This window comes from Caballeronia sp. SEWSISQ10-4 2, assembly GCF_030464885.1.
Lineage (GTDB): Bacteria > Pseudomonadota > Gammaproteobacteria > Burkholderiales > Burkholderiaceae > Caballeronia.
The window spans coordinates 1-13839 of sequence record NZ_JALPRJ010000003.1; the positions used below are offsets into that span (position 1 = coordinate 1).

Genomic DNA, 13839 nt, shown 5'->3' on the forward strand with positions numbered 1-13839 from the left:
GTCCACTTTTCAGATCCTAACGTCCGATAGGTGGGGGCGTTCATTCCATTTGTCGCTACGCCGGACTTGCTGATTGTCGCCGTCCATTGAGGAGCATCGCGAGCAGTTTCGAACTCTTGAAGTTCGGAAACTTAGTCATTCTGACGACCTCATCGTAGAGCCGGCGCCGCACCTTATACAGGATGATTTTTCCCGCAGGCCCATCCGACTGGACCGCAAACAAATCGCTCCATACGGCGATATACTGGACCGTCCAGCACAGATCGCGCGGTTGCTTGACCTGCGAGGCGAGGAGAATGAGGTTAACGACTACTCTCACAATCAACTCATGGGCATCACTCCGCGGGTCTGTCTTTTTGCGTCGAAGCGGAACGTTCAGTCGGTTCTCGCTAGCGTCGAGAATGTTGACGGCTTCCATGGCAAAATCGACCGCGGCAGATAGCTTGCCCAGTTCGTCGTCCGCCCAACTGTCCTGCGGTGCGCCGTTCAACTTATAGAGGGCGGTTGGGGCGCGGGATATGATTCCTGCAACGCGATTCAGGACGAACGGTTGTTCAGTTTGCGCGCCCGCGCTCACATAACTTCGAAATGTCACAAGAACTAGGCGGCAGAAGGCAGCCCATTGATCCGCTTGCCATCGGCGCGTTTCTTCATGGTGAACATCGAAGACATGCTCGAGCTTGCTCACCACTGAATAATTTCCGTAAAGCGCTGAGGTCAGCGGCTTGTAGTATCCGATGAATCCGGTCTGATACCCTGCTACTTCGTGATAAGCAAAAGAATCCTTGCTCGCTATCGCCTCGGATGTAATATTTTTGGCAAACGTGCCGAGCGCGACGTCATACTTGTTCTGCGTGTTGATTGCTTCAAAGAGCGCCAATACTGTCGAAGGCGCGGACTGAACAACGCTTCTGCAAAACTTGCGGTCCGCGAGAAGCAGTAGCACGTCATACGCGTATTGACGAGTGCTACTGCGGCGCGTACGCGCCGGCACTTGACCACGTGAAAGTAACTTCCTTTGTGCCTCCAGTTCGGCATTAGACCAGGTGTGCCGAATCAGGTGCTTCGCCGACCGCTCCAGTTCGTCTGCAATTTCCGGAAGTTCAGTAGGTGATCCTTTGACGATCACAAGGTAAAACTGACGGGCAAAGCGGCTGGCGTTCCAGCGACCGAAGATGGGCGGCCGAACGAAAGCAAACCAGGCCCAAACCATAAAATTCGCGAGAAATATGCCTCCTAACAACGCCTGCCAAGAGGCGGGTGTCAGCAGCTTTCCTTCGGGGACAAGCCACTGTTCCGCGCGCCACCAGTCAGTTAGCAAGGTGAGCAAACCAACTATCCCGACGATCGTGTACGTGCCTCCTTGCAGAGGGAATGGCGCGGTCCTAACTCTGAACCGGTAACGGATGTCCGCGATGGTCCACGCCAAAACCATTAGTGCGAGGGCCGCCAGGAACTCAGAAAATCCGAAGAATTTCGGATCTTGCGCCCGAAGCGGTATAAAGCTGATCGACCAACAGCAATGTGGCTCGCTCATGCGGATCCCCCGAGAACGGAGCAATATTGAGCGTGAATCTTCGCATTAAACTGAATGAACATAGCTCTCCGGCGTCGCTTTCGAAAAGATCACGGCGCGATCGGCGCGCTGGACCCGATGCGCGGACGAAGGCGACGTTCGAATGTCCGATCGGAGCACCAGGCAATGGCCGTTCGTGGCCGATAGCGCCGGTTCAACTTACCCCTTAAGCCGACATTCGCGAATACTGGGACAAGCTCACCAACAACCGCAATGGCCGATAATGAGACTGACATGTTTCGCGCACGAAGGTCCGTTGCCTGGGCACAACCAACGTTCGAACGTCCACGCGAGCCGTGGGCCCTCGTTCGTAAATGCCCGCTATGCGCCGGCTCCGTAGGAGCTCGTATGCAGCGCATCGCTGCACCGTTGCCAGATGCGTCCAACGAGGGGGTTTTGATAATTCAACCCTAACTCGTTCGTGAACAACGCTGACGCGTCGGACTCACGTACTACGTCAGAAGCAGCCAAGTGCTCGCGGAATAACTGTAGCGCCAGCTGTCCAAGCATCAGGCGGTCCAGCCAACTGGCCGACATCATGTTTCTCGCCAACCAGATGCGTACTGATTCAACGACGTGTTCGACGCGCCATGTTTTCGTCAAAGAATGGGATGCGAGCGCACTCGCCACCAAATAGCACAGTAGATGGGTTCGCGCCGCTGAGTCCAGTGACCGTTTTGAAAGTGACATGTTTGTTTTTTTCACTCCATCCAGTGAAAGTCCTCCGATGCGGCAGGCACATGCTATCCATACTCTCGCGCAATCCACGACGGCCCTGCGAAACAGTGACAACCAAAAAATGAATTTATCGGTTTACTCCTGTACTCCCCGACACTTCCCTCTCAACGGCTTTCCCGCAAAAATGCCCAGGCCGCGTTCCGATTCGGTGAGGAGTACAGGCAGGACCTGAGCGTTCGTTCGTGGCCGAGTCATGCCCCCCGTGCAATCTGCATCAACCTACCAGTAGATGACCTTGTGCGCCGCTCAGCGGATACTTTTAAGCGAATACATCGACCGGCTTATTGCTTGTGGCCGTTCACCACATCCTTGAACGCCTTGCCGGCGGTAAATTTCACAGTCTTCGAAGCCGGAATCTTCAGCTCTTCGCCGGTAGCCGGATTGCGCCCGTTGCGCGCGGCCCGCGCGCCTACTCCGAACGAGCCGAAGCCAATCAGTTGGACGGTATCGCCCTTCACGAGCGCGGTGGTGATCGTCCCGATTAGCGCGTCGATTGCTTCTCCCGTTGCCGACTTGCTCGTTCCGGTCGACGACGCGACGGCATCAATCAACTCTTGTTTGTTCATGGCATCCCTCCTGGATAATCGTTACAGAACGTCAGCGTGCCCGAAGGAACCAGTCCTTCGGCGACCTCCCCGGACCTCTCGACAGCAACGTGTCGACGCTTACGGTACCCGATCGGACGCCTGTGGTGCAAGCGGGCGCGTGAGTTAGGGCGATGGCGAATCAACCCGCAATTCCGTCAAACAGACCGAAGAATGCCCCGCTCGGCTCATGGACGAAACACCCGCTTTCCGATAGCTGCGCCGACGTCATGGGCCACCGGCGGGAAATGGAAAACGCCCCTCGGATTTTCGTCGCAAGGGGCGTTGTCGTGTCAGAACACTTTCGCTTATAGAGCTGCGTCCTTCAGCTTCTTCAGCGGGCGAACCTTGAGGCGCACCGAAGCCGGCTTCGCCGCGAACCATTTATCTTCACCCGTGAACGGGTCCTTGCCGAAGCGCTTCTTCTTTGCCGGCACGTCTTGCGCGACCACCTTCAGCAAGCCTGGCAGCGTGAACTCCTGCGCGCCCTTCTTGTGAATCGATGCGAGCACCGTTTCTTCGAGGGCCGCCAACAACGCCTTGGCCGCCTTCGGCTCCACGCCCGAGCGCTCGGCCAGGTGAATGGTCAGCGATGCCTTCGTGAACGTATCCTTGATAGGTTTCAAGGGAGCGGCGACAACAGACTTCTTCACAGCAGGCGCGGCCGCTTTCTTCGCGACTGGAGCAGCAGCTTTCTTGCTGGCGGGTGCTGCCGCTTTCTTGGAAGCGGGAGCCGCAGTTTTCTTGATAGCGGTTGTTGCCATGAATTCCTCTCTTGTAGTCAAAGGTTGCCCAAGACCTTTGCCTTTGCGCCGTCACCGACTAGCGCAAAGGTACAAATCCTCGGGATGGGCGCCAGCGTACCAACACCGACACAATGACGCAACGTCTGAGGCCATGAATTAAGGGGTTTTTTGCATGAAAGTCACGAAAATGGTGACCTGTACCTTGCTTCATGCGGGCGGGTCCAGAAAAACTCTTAGTACTACAGCCGTAACTATGTATTATGTTGCACCCCGCGTGCGCGGTAATGGGACTGTTGCGCCCGCCATTGATGGGTACGACGCCAGATTGACCATTGCAACACATGGTTGATCGAATGTAGTCCGTCCCATAAAATCCGGCAGAGTAACCGGCGGATCTCCTGGACGCTTAGCGGCATCATGCCTTCAGGAGTTTTTTTTACCACGCTTGCGAAGCGTGACAAGAACAGCATGGGCGAGCAGCGCGAGGGTGATATGTCGATACCAGCCCTGCCAATGACGCACCTCATACTGATCCAGGCCACACTCGCCCTTGGCAGCCTCAAAGCCAATCTCGATTTCCCATCTACGTCCCGCGACATTGACCAGTGTCTGCTTCGTCACCTTGCTGCGTGGAGCATAAACGATGTAATAGGCGTGTTCCTGCTTCTCATCGAGGCTGCGTCGTACCAGCAGGTAATGTCCAAAGCGGCGCTCCTCTGGGGATATCTGCAAGCGCCACAGTTCAGTAAGTGCCCAGTCGTACAGGCGCTCGCCTTTGGCGCCAGTGCCTGCTGACAATCGCCGCCACGCACGGGCGGGTAGGCTCTGCGCAATCCGGTCCGCACGAACGTACGTCGGTCCCTGCCACCATAGTGGTTCGTTCTTCGCGACAGCCATAACGAAGGGCTGCTCGCGCGACTCCAGCCATAGCCGCAGAGACCGGTCACCGCCGTACACCTCGTCGCCCGTCACCCAGCCGCAAGGCACGCCCGCATCCAGTGCCCGCTTCAGCATCTGTCTGGCCAGTTCAGGTTTGGTTTCAAACTTCACCGTTTCGGCAATGCCAGCGGCCTTGCAGCGCTGCGAATCATCTGTCCAGGATTTTGGCAAATAGAGCTCACGATCGATGAAAGCAGTCCCACCCTCGCCTGCATAGCAGAGGAACACGCCAATTTGGCTGTTCTCGATGCGCCCGGCAGTCCCGCTGTACTGGCGCTGGACACCGGCTGAGTGCTCGCCCTTCTTGACAAAGCCGGTCTCATCCACGACCAGCACCGCGTCACGCCCGCCCAACTGTTGGACCACGTACTGTCGCAGCACATTGCGCGCGCTATCAGCATCCCACCGGGCACGATCAAGCAGATACTGTACGCCGTGCGGTGTTGACTCGCCCATCCATTCGGCGAGTTGCCAGCCATTCTTGCGCTCGACCGTACTGAGCAATCCCTTTAGATAAGAAAGGGACCGCTCCCGCGATTCCGAACGACTGAAATTGACCGCGAGACGCTCATGCAATGCTTCCAGCTCACGTTCCCACGTACTCACGAGTGTTTTCATATCGCGCTATATAAGTAGCATTACTAACTAGTATAGGCGATAAATAGTTACGGCTGTAGTATTAGAGGCCAGTTCAAAAAGGCCGCTCAGTTCGGCTGAAGATGTTCCAGCAGACGAGCGAGCAGGCCAGTTTGAGGAATGCTTCGTGAATGTCAGATCGACGTTCGAAGCGAATGCGAAGACGACGGAAACCATGGAGCCACGAGTGAGTCCGTTCGACGACCCAACGGAATTTGCCGAGGCCGCTGCCGTGTTCGGTGCGGCGCCTGGCGATGACCGGTCTGATGCCTCGCTCGCGAAGTCGGCGGCGATGCGCATCAGAATCGTAGCCACGGTCGGCGTAGATGACCTTGGGCTTGCGGAGCGGTCGGCCGCGTGTGCCGCGAATCGGCGGGATAGCGTCGACCAGCGGCAGCAGTTGCGTGACATCGTTGCGGTTCGCGCCGGTCAGGATCGCGCTGACCGGAACGCCGTTCGCGTCTACGAGGACGTGGTGCTTGGACCCTGGTCGTGCGCGATCCGTGGGGTTTGGCCCAGTTTTTGGCCCGCCCCAACGGCTCGCACGGACGATGAATCGACAGCCGCATATGAGAGATCGAGCTGGCCGGATTCGCGCAGCTTGTCGAGCAGCAGCCCGTGCAGCTTGTCCCACACCCCGGCCTGCTGCCAGTCGTGCAACCGACGCCAGCAAGTCGCTCCAGAGCCGAAGCCCAACCGGGTCGGCAGATGGTTCCATCGCATCCCTGTCTTCAGCACAAGCAGGATGCCATTGAGTGCTGCGCGGTCCGAGACCGGCAGGCGCCCAGGGTATCGCTTGCGTCGCGGTTTGGGAGGCGGAAGTAGCGGTTCGATCAGTGTCCACAGCTCGTCATCGATGATAGGTGCCGGCATTCCTTGATCCATTGTTCATGGCATCCAAGGTTAACCGTTTGGCGGAAAAGTAAACAGCCCTTCCGGGCTCTTTTTGAACTGGCCTTTTACCGAATATGGCTTCGAGCGCCCTTAAAATGGCCCGAACTAGACAACAGCCCTGCTCTCGGACAGTCGCTACATTGCAAAAATAGCGCTTCATTTCGTGATCGACTCAGCGCTATGTGGGGTACGCAGGCAGTGGCACACAGACCTTGACTCGCTGACGATCCTCAACGTTCTATGATAGTTGTTCGTTGCACGTACGCCGTGCGAAGGCTTTTCAAGCCTTTCGCAATTGAAGCGCGCGTGGCATATTGCGGGCAGATCTACTAAGGAGGCCGCAATGCCGACACTCGAACAAATCAAAGACAAGATGAAGAAGCTTCAAGAGCAAGCCGAAAAATTGATTGCCAAGCGCGCGCAGTCTGTCCTGACCGATATCCGCAAGCTAATGGAAGAGCATGGTCTTACTACCGCGGACATCGCCGCCCACTCGACTGGAAAGAAGCAGCGCGGCCGACCGGCTGGCTCCAAGCCCAACACCACCGCGACGCGAAAGGTGCCGAGTAGCTCAGTTGTCACCGGAGTCACGCCGCCGAAATATGGCAATCCTAAAACAGGCGCCACGTGGACCGGACACGGGCGCGCGCCGGCATGGATTGCCGATGCGAAGGACCGCAGTAAGTTCTTGATTGATGGCACGAACGGCGGCGCCGTGAGAACGGCGAAGACTGCAACCAAGAAAACCGTGGCAGTTGGCAGTGCTGTGACTCACAAAGGACAGCGCAAAGGTCCGCAGCCGGCGAAATACGTCGATCCCAAGACCGGCGCAAAATGGAGCGGGCGTGGCCCGGCGCCCGCATGGCTTGCGGCGGCAAAAGACCGCTCGAAATTTTTGATTGTCAACGCGGCCACCGTCGCGACTGAGACCGGTGCCGCGAGCAAAGCCGGTAAGTCGAAGTCTTCGTCCAAAAGCAGCGCTGTTGCAGAGAAGACAGTACAGAAGAAGACGACATCAATGAAGGGTGCTGCTGAGAAGACTGTGATCGCCAAGGCGCCGGCTAAGTAGGCCATCGCTAGGAAAGCCGCAACTACGGGCTAGACGGCATCGGCGAAAAGAACCGCGCGCATGCACAGCCGCGGCTGCTCCAGCGGCACCAGTCGCGACAGGTGCCGAGTCGACGACCTGAGCGCAGTTGTCAGTTGCGGGTGCGACCCGCAATTCGGCCGGAGAGCCTTGGAGGGAAAGCCTCCGCGCGCTTTCGTGGAAAAGTTGTCATCTAAGCTACCGCTCCGGAAGCCCGGCTTTCAATGGATCCAGCCAGTCATCTTCCTACGACACCGAATGTCTGCCACTTTGATGTAACGGCCGTTTGAGGGTCTCGTTGGGCGTGCAGGCGAACAGCTGCCGATGGCCGGACCCCGCCAGTCGTTGATCGACTGCACGCGACCCACCCCGAAGATTCGCCAGTTCAAAGACAATGCTCTAGCTGCCATCCGATACGGACCAGTTCTCGCCGAGCAATGACCACTATGAGGTGACTTTGGCAACATTTTTGGCCTTTTCTGTCCTGATCCTTGGTGGTCAGGATTCCCGTTTCCCCAGCATGCGTTCGCAGGGAATGCCCGGCATCTCAACTAAAGCACACGATTCCAATGAAGATCACATGGCACCAATGCAATACGTACGCAGAAGCGCGCGATTATTCGGGAATCGTTTATCTGCACGAATGGAATGACAAGCCGTTCTATTGGGGAAAAGCGCATAAGAGCTTCTTTGGCGGCCATATGCGAGAGCGTGACGGATTGCGAGCGAGTGGGCGCTATAACGTCGGTTATCGACATTGGATTGAAGGCTGTCTTCGGCATGGAGCGAAGCTATATATCGGGCTACTGGACCAAGAAGCTCTCGTTAACATCGACGAAATTGAGAAGTTTCTGATCCATACGTACGGCCATGAGATGAATACAAAGATTGTTGTCCCGATTCGTTCATTGCAAATTGAGCATTCCGGCGTTGCACCTATGTGCCTACGTGAGGTCGACCCCAGTTGAAGTGGCCAGGCGGCAGCGTAGTCAACCCGGGTAGTACGACAGCCAAGGCGATGCGGTGCCACAAAATCGAGGTATCGTCTCTATCTCTTCAACGAAACGAGGACAGCGCTCCGCTTTCCAGGCACACAGCAGTTCCTCTTTTGCCAATACGCCTGTGTAGAAAAGGACCACGTCGAAGTGCAATTTTCCCATCTCGAAGAGGGTATCGCGGGCGACTACAAACACGCGATTTATCTGCCCCTGCGCCGGGCCATGATGTAATCGTACGCGGACTACCTTGACGCGCTAAAAATCGGTATGAAGAGCCCGCAAGAACAGGCGTTCATGAAACGCGTCAACGCACCGCCTTCGCAAGAAGCTAGCCGCCGAACCAGTCGATCGCGATCAAGTTCGAAGCAACCCGCGAACCGAAGGAAGATCACTAAGTTATAGAGGTGGCGCTAAGGTTCGACCAATTCTCCGCATTTAAGCGGGTGCTTGGCCTTGAACCGTCTTGATCACTCTTCGGCCTTGACCATTCGCTGCGGGACACAAGCCGGGCGCGGCGCGACTTCGACATCTGTTCCTCGATGAAGCTTAACCAATTATCGAAAGCCCTGCCGCTAGGCGCACCTGCAAATCAGAGCCCACGCGACGGAACCCGAGTAGTCTCGCTGCGGTACGGATCAAATCTGCGTCAGAGCCACCGGCGTTGTCGTCCCGAGCAATCCTCAGCGCCGCGTTGATCTCGAGCATCGAGATGCTCGTGGATTTCAAGGTCGCTCCGCTCTCGGCGGACCGGTCTCTGACCGGCGGCGCGTCTGAGTGCTCTCGTGTGAACCAGAAGTCTTCGTCGGAGAGGATATCTTGATCGCGCGACTGTGCTTGAACCAGCGCCGAACGTGTCGCCGTCAGAATACGGGAACCGGCCTTCTCCTTGCCGAAGCATGCCGCGAGGCGCCGCGCGGCCTCCTCAAGATGGATCGGCCCCTCGGCTGCCACGATGCGCTTGGCCAGATCGGCCAGCATCGAGACAGGAACCTCATGAGGTTCCTGTCGGCTGTTCACCGGGAAATGCGCACGCTGATAAGCGGGCATCTGCCTCGCGACGACCTCGGGAACCTCAAAGGCGGGAGCAGCCATCTCTACGGCCGCGGTCGGCCGTGCCCGGTTTGCGCCGTCGATTCTCACACCAGCCTCGGCGATCTCACGCGCGGCGTTAAGAGCGACTCGCAAACGTTCGATCTCCGTACGACGGCTGTAGAACCAGTCGGTGCTCCAAATCCGGTGAAAACGCCATCCAAGATGTTCGAGCACGTCCTGCCGCAGGCGATCGCGCTCCCGGGCCCACAGCGCGCTGTGATAGGTCGCGCCGTCACACTCAACTGCCAGAACGTACGTGCCTGGGCGATCTGGATGCCGAACTCCCATGTCAATGCGGAAGCCCGCTGATCCCACCTGCGGGTCGGCCATATAGCCGAAGCTGCGAATGACGTCGGCGACATCCTCCTCGAATGGCGAATCAGCCATCTCACCCGTCTGCTTAGCGTCATCCATGTTGCCGTTCTTCGCGAACTCCAGGAAGCGCTTAAGGATGCGCGCACCTTCGCGGCTTACGCGACTGGGGTCGATATCGCCGGGATCGAACGAGGCGAACACCTCGCATCGCACACGCGCACGGGTAAAGAGCACGTTGAGACGGCGCTCACCGCCCTCCAAGTTCACCGGTCCGAAGGCCATGCTGGCAAGCCTGCCACCGGGTGTAGCGGGACCATAGCAGACGCTGACCAGGATCACGTCACGTTCGTCACCCTGCACGTTTTCGATGTTTTTGACAAATAGATCCTCGGCTTGTCCTTCGCGAAGGAATGCGTCGAGAGTCGCGTCGTTGCGTCGCGCAAGCTCCAAAAGCTCCGTGATCAGGTTCTTTTGAGTCGATGAGAAAGTGACAATGCCGAGCGAAAGCTCCGGATGTATACGGGCATGCTCGGCCACGCGAGCAACAATCGCCTCGCCCTCTTTCCGGTTGTCGCGCTTACCGCCCTTGTCGTAGACACCATCGACGCGAGTGAAACAAAGGCCGTAGGCGGGATCATTTTGCAGCGGTGACGGAGGCAGTATGAGCTCCTCATCATAGAACTCCCTGTTCGACATCCGGATGAGCGAGGGATCGCGCGAGCGATAGTGCCACTGAAGCATGCGCGATCCGAGGCCGCGGGCCTCGCAGAGGCTGAGGATACTTTCCATCGAACTGATCTTCGCGGCGCCGCCGAGCAGATCCTCCTCCCCTTCCTCACCCGGATCATCGTCGGCCTCGTCGTCGAGAAGCCGGTCGAAAAAGGACGACGGCGGCAATTGCTTCTGGTCGCCGACCACCACGATCTGCTTGGCGCGTGCGATGGCGCCCAGCGCATCCTCGGGACGCACCTGCGACGCCTCGTCGATGACAAGCAAATCAAAGGTCAACGCCCCAGGCGGAAGATATTGAGCCACGGAAATCGGGCTCATTAGCAGGACGGGCTTGATCCGCTGCACGGCCGTGCCCGCACTCGAGAACAGTTTGCGGACCGCGATATGCCCTCGCTTCTTGCCGATCTCGCCGCGGATCACCTTCATCTCGCCCATCGCGCCCTGCGGAACCTGTGCCAAATGTCCAGCCAGGATGCCCGTCACATTCTCCGACAAGCGCTTCCTCTCGAGCAAGGCGAACGTCTCGACGAGCTCATGGCGCCTCTCCAGCCTCATGTCGCGAAGCACCGGAGACGAGTCAAGCGCTACGCGCCAAAGCCGCTCGGCGCGTGCGAAGCGAAGTTCCACTGCCGCCGCTGCACCATCGAATTCACCAGATTGCATCCTTCGCATCAGGTCCGGCACGCCAGCAGACGTCATGCGATGTTCCAAACGCCTCAGATTCGTCCAGGCCGCGTAACGGTCGGTCGATGATGCCATCGCACCGAGGCGCGCTGCCATCTCGCCGAGCTCAGCCCTTTCCAGGCCCAAATCGCCGAACACGGTTGGGTCGAGAGTCAAAACGCGGACAACCTCGTTCAACCCGCGACGGGTCGTCGGCTCTGCTTCGCGTAGCATGCGCCGCGTCTTCGCGACCACATCCGGTTGCTGCGCGAGACTCAGCAGTGCGTCATGCGGGCAACTCAGCGCAGCATCGCCGATGCGCTGGCACCACGTTGCGATCGTCAGGAGGGGCCCCAAGTCCGTCCGCTCGCCACGCCAGGCATCGCCCATGACGCGAAGGCAATAGTCTTTATTGTCTTCCCAGCGCGCCTTGCGGGATCCGACACCGTCGAGACAGTCCACCAATTCGACGCGCTTATCCGCCGTCTTTGGCAGGGCGCCGCGCAGGAACCCCGCAAGCACGCGAGACGCGGTGCGATAAGCACCGCCCAATCGAGCGAAGAAGGACCGGCTGCCGGCCACCAACGGTCCGCGCAAAGCGGTCGTCGTCGCGGCGAATGCCGCCTCCACGAATGTCTCCTCGGCAGTGTCTTGTGCTGACCGCCACGCAACTCCGGCCTCGATCGCCTTCTTGAGCCTCGGCAAGTCGGGCGCGGAAAGGAATGCGAGGGCGGTGTCGGCGGCTCCCGCCGGCAGCCCTTCCAGACGGTCAAGGACGTCCGCCAGGCTTATCACCGACGAAATGCTGATGGGGACGGTGACTCCCAATGCTCGCGCGGAACTACCCACAGCTTCTTCAAGCACGACCACGGCAGCACGCGCAGTTTCGAGGAGCGTGGACAGACGGGTAAGGTCGAGCGGCTGGAGATCGAGGTTTTGGGTTCCCGCGAACGGATGTAGGTCGGCGTCGCCCTCTTCCTTAAGCAGTTCACCGTAGCGAGCAACGGTTTCGAGCAGGTGTCGCTCTTGTTCCCGTGTCATCTGCGCGAGGTCTTCGCTGGAGATGGTCGGAGCCGGTGCACCCGAGCCGATGTGGCGCACCTGCAGGCTCAACACGGAGAAAGCTGTCTCCCCCGTTGTTCCGATCGGACAGTGCAGAGCTTCCGCGAACAGGTTCAGCTTGTCGCGGGTTTCGGTAAGGGCAATCGGCGCGCCGGGCAAGGCGGGGACTGCGGCGGCGGCCCCAATGGTTCGGGCGAGCTCTGCGAGCACCGCTTTCTTGTTAGCGCTCCTGGAATGAAGCTCAAGGCAAACGTCACGCAGACCAACCTTCATGAGACGGTCATGCACGACGGATAGTGCGGCCATCTTCTCGGCTATGAAGAGGACACGCTTTCCCTCCTTGGCCGCCGCCGCAATGATGTTGGTGATGGTCTGTGACTTACCCGTTCCCGGGGGACCCTGCACGACCAGGTTGCGGCCCGACCTGACTTCCTCGATGACGCGCGCCTGCGAGGCGTCGGCATCAACCACGTGGAACAGCTTTTCGGGTGGGAGCATCTCATCGAGGCGGTCGTCGGGGCCAAAGAGCGGAGCCTCGGACTCGAAACCTTCGAACAGCAGCCCACGCGTCAGATCGTGCTCGGCAATTACCCCGTCAGGCCACGCGTCGATCGCAAGATCGCGGTACATGAGGAGCTTGGAGAAAGAAAAGAAACCGAGTTGGATACCATCACGATCGAGCTTCCAGTTGGTCCGTCCGGCAACAACCTCCTCAACCTGTTCGAAGTAGATCGAAGGTTTCCACTCCTCCTCGACCTCAATGTCGGGCAACTCGATGCCGAAGTCGTCCTTCAACCTCTGCTGGAGCGGCAAATTGGTAAGGACGTCTTCATCTCGGATACGGAGATCGTAGGTCGAGGTGCGCTGGTTGCGAACGAGCTCAACCGGCAGGAGAACGAGCGGCGCCTCGCGCGCCACCGCCGAAGACTTGTCCTCAAACCATGTGAGGAAGCCGAGCGCCAGATAGAGGATATTGACGCCCGACTCCTCCTCAGCGGTCTGTGCCTCGCGCGCGATCTTGAGGAGTTTCTTCTGCAGGGCATCGGGGCCCATACGTGTTTCGAGCCGCGCATCCGTGTAGCGCTCGGGCTCGAAGCCTTCAGCACCGGCATCGGATAAGTGGATGCCGTCAGTGGAGTCATCTCGGTCACGCCCGATAGCCAGGAAGCGCACAGCCTTCCTACCTGAAAGGATTGCGTTTACGTCGTCCGACCGCTCGTTGACGATGTTCACGACATTCCCGCGTGCGTTCGCGCGGTTGACGTGCACGAGCCGATTTCGGGTCCCCGTTTCGACCAGCCGCTTGCGGGTGTCGTTGAACAGGCGGATCAAAGCCGACCGATCTGACTTATCGGTCGAATGCTCGTCGATTGCAACGGTTGCCACTTATCTGCCCCCTGTCCGCCAGTTTCTCTGATACCGGCTTTTTTGATGACTTCTTGACTGGTGTCGATTCGTCCTTCCCTGCCCCATTCAAATAATGTTCTTTGGCGAAAGGTAGGGTTGATTTGAGCTCAATCGACGCGTACTGAATTTACCAGAATTTCTGAGCGGACCCGGACACGTCTCTGCGCTTTGTTAGTTAGGTCTCTGAGATATCGGCTGATCGGCCCATTTTCTTTAGCCTCATCGGAGAACAGCGCGAGTTAACCCGCAGACCAAGCAACGAATGTCTCAGCGGCATGGAGCAACACCGAACAGAATAGGCAAAGGCGGCCGATGTGCGGCCGCTCGGACATCCGAGCGTCGGCTCGGCCCAGACAATGTTCCTTAGCAT

7 protein-coding genes and 2 pseudogenes are annotated in these 13839 nt (G+C 58.4%); 2 read left to right on the forward strand and 7 right to left on the reverse strand.

From position 1 onward, the window contains the following. Positions 1 to 55 precede the first annotated feature (55 nt). The 6 genes and pseudogenes from M0D69_RS02755 to M0D69_RS43670 form a co-directional block, all read right to left on the reverse strand. Positions 56 to 1537 (reverse strand): hypothetical protein, encoded by a 1482-nt coding sequence (locus tag M0D69_RS02755; protein WP_301780553.1) that lies wholly within the window; start codon positions 1535 to 1537, stop codon positions 56 to 58. Between the two features lie 1058 nt (positions 1538 to 2595). Further along, positions 2596 to 2886: pseudogene (locus M0D69_RS02760) on the reverse strand (HU family DNA-binding protein); the annotation flags it as partial. Between the two features lie 320 nt (positions 2887 to 3206). Beyond that, positions 3207 to 3662 carry an HU family DNA-binding protein gene (locus M0D69_RS02765; protein ID WP_301780554.1) on the reverse strand — a complete coding sequence of 152 codons (456 nt, stop codon included), beginning with the start codon at positions 3660 to 3662 and terminating at the stop codon, positions 3207 to 3209. 240 nt (positions 3663 to 3902) lie between these two features. Beyond that, positions 3903 to 5201: pseudogene (locus M0D69_RS02770) on the reverse strand (IS701 family transposase). Between the two features lie 73 nt (positions 5202 to 5274). Then, on the reverse strand, positions 5275 to 5790 hold the full coding sequence (locus tag M0D69_RS43665; RefSeq protein WP_367619682.1) for an IS5 family transposase: 516 nt from the start codon (positions 5788 to 5790) through the stop codon (positions 5275 to 5277). Then, positions 5682 to 6092, reverse strand: a complete 411-nt coding sequence (locus M0D69_RS43670; protein ID WP_367619677.1) for a transposase — start codon at positions 6090 to 6092, stop codon at positions 5682 to 5684. Before M0D69_RS43670 ends, M0D69_RS43665 begins: the two co-directional genes overlap by 109 nt. 364 nt (positions 6093 to 6456) lie before the next feature. Here M0D69_RS43670 and M0D69_RS02780 point away from each other — a divergent pair, with 364 nt between their 5' ends. Together M0D69_RS02780 and M0D69_RS02785 are read left to right on the forward strand one after the other, a co-directional pair. After that, positions 6457 to 7182 carry an H-NS family nucleoid-associated regulatory protein gene (locus M0D69_RS02780; RefSeq protein WP_301780556.1) on the forward strand — a complete coding sequence of 242 codons (726 nt, stop codon included), beginning with the start codon at positions 6457 to 6459 and terminating at the stop codon, positions 7180 to 7182. A 587-nt stretch (positions 7183 to 7769) separates the two neighbouring features. Next, positions 7770 to 8168: a hypothetical protein gene (locus tag M0D69_RS02785; RefSeq protein WP_301780557.1), complete on the forward strand. Its 399-nt coding sequence runs from the start codon at positions 7770 to 7772 to the stop codon at positions 8166 to 8168. Between the two features lie 576 nt (positions 8169 to 8744). Here the strand turns inward: M0D69_RS02785 and M0D69_RS02790 are convergent. Beyond that, a complete protein-coding gene (locus M0D69_RS02790) occupies positions 8745 to 13448 on the reverse strand; it encodes a DUF3320 domain-containing protein (RefSeq protein ID WP_301780558.1) in 4704 nt (1567 codons plus the stop codon). Positions 13449 to 13839 lie beyond the last annotated feature (391 nt).